The 1,075-nt window shown below is 56.9% G+C and carries 1 rRNA gene; it reads left to right on the top strand.

The features are described 5' to 3' along the window. Positions 1 to 1,075, top strand: a 23S ribosomal RNA gene (locus ACZ7OU_RS50365); the annotation flags it as partial.

Below are 1,075 nucleotides of genomic sequence, written 5' to 3'. Positions count from 1 at the left end.
TTGGGTGATGGCGTGCCTTTTGAAGAATGAGCCTGCGAGTTAGTGCTGCGTGGCGAGGTTAACCCGTGTGGGGTAGCCGTAGCGAAAGCGAGTCTGAATAGGGCGAATGAGTCGCGTGGTCTAGACCCGAAGCGGAGTGATCTACCCATGGCCAGGGTGAAGCGACGGTAAGACGTCGTGGAGGCCCGAACCCACTTAGGTTGAAAACTGAGGGGATGAGCTGTGGGTAGGGGTGAAAGGCCAATCAAACTCCGTGATAGCTGGTTCTCCCCGAAATGCATTTAGGTGCAGCGTCACGTGTTTCTTGTTGGGGGTAGAGCTACTGGATGGTCTAGGGGCCTTACCGGGTTACCGAAATCAACCAAACTCCGAATACCAATAAGTGAGAGCGTGGCAGTGAGACGGCGGGGGATAAGCTTCGTCGTCGAGAGGGAAACAGCCCAGAACACCAGCTAAGGCCCCTAAGTGTGTGCTCAGTGGGAAAGGATGTGGGATTGCCCAGACAACCAGGAGGTTGGCTTAGAAGCAGCCACCCTTGAAAGAGTGCGTAATAGCTCACTGGTCAAGTGGTCCTGCGCCGACAATGTAGCGGGGCTTAAGCACACCGCCGAAGCTGTGTCATTGACACATTCGATCCGCTTCGCTCCTTGAGAGCGTTGTGTAGTCGTGTTGATGGGTAGGGGAGCGTCCTGCATCCAGGGAAGCGGCGGCGGAAGCCAGTCGTGGAGGGTGTGGGAGTGAGAATGCAGGCATGAGTAGCGAATGCAGAGTGAGAAACTCTGCCGCCGGATGACCAAGGGTTCCTGGGCCAGGCTAATCCGCCCAGGGTAAGTCGGGACCTAAGGCGAGGCCGACAGGCGTAGTCGATGGACAACGGGTTGATATTCCCGTACCCGAGCATGTGCGCCCATGACGAGGCGTTTGATACTAACCACCCAAAGCGCATCTGCGAAGCCTTCGGGCCTAGTGGGTGTTGTGGAGCGTGGGACCTGATTTCGTAGTAGTCAAGCGATGGGGTGACGCAGGAAGGTAGCTCCGCCAGTGAGTGGTAGTACTGGTGTAAGCGTGTAGGCCG

It is taken from the genome of Amycolatopsis sp. NPDC114505, from assembly GCF_055633615.1.
Note: the sequence above shows the minus strand (reverse complement) of the source record. Positions and strands in the feature narration are given on the sequence as shown.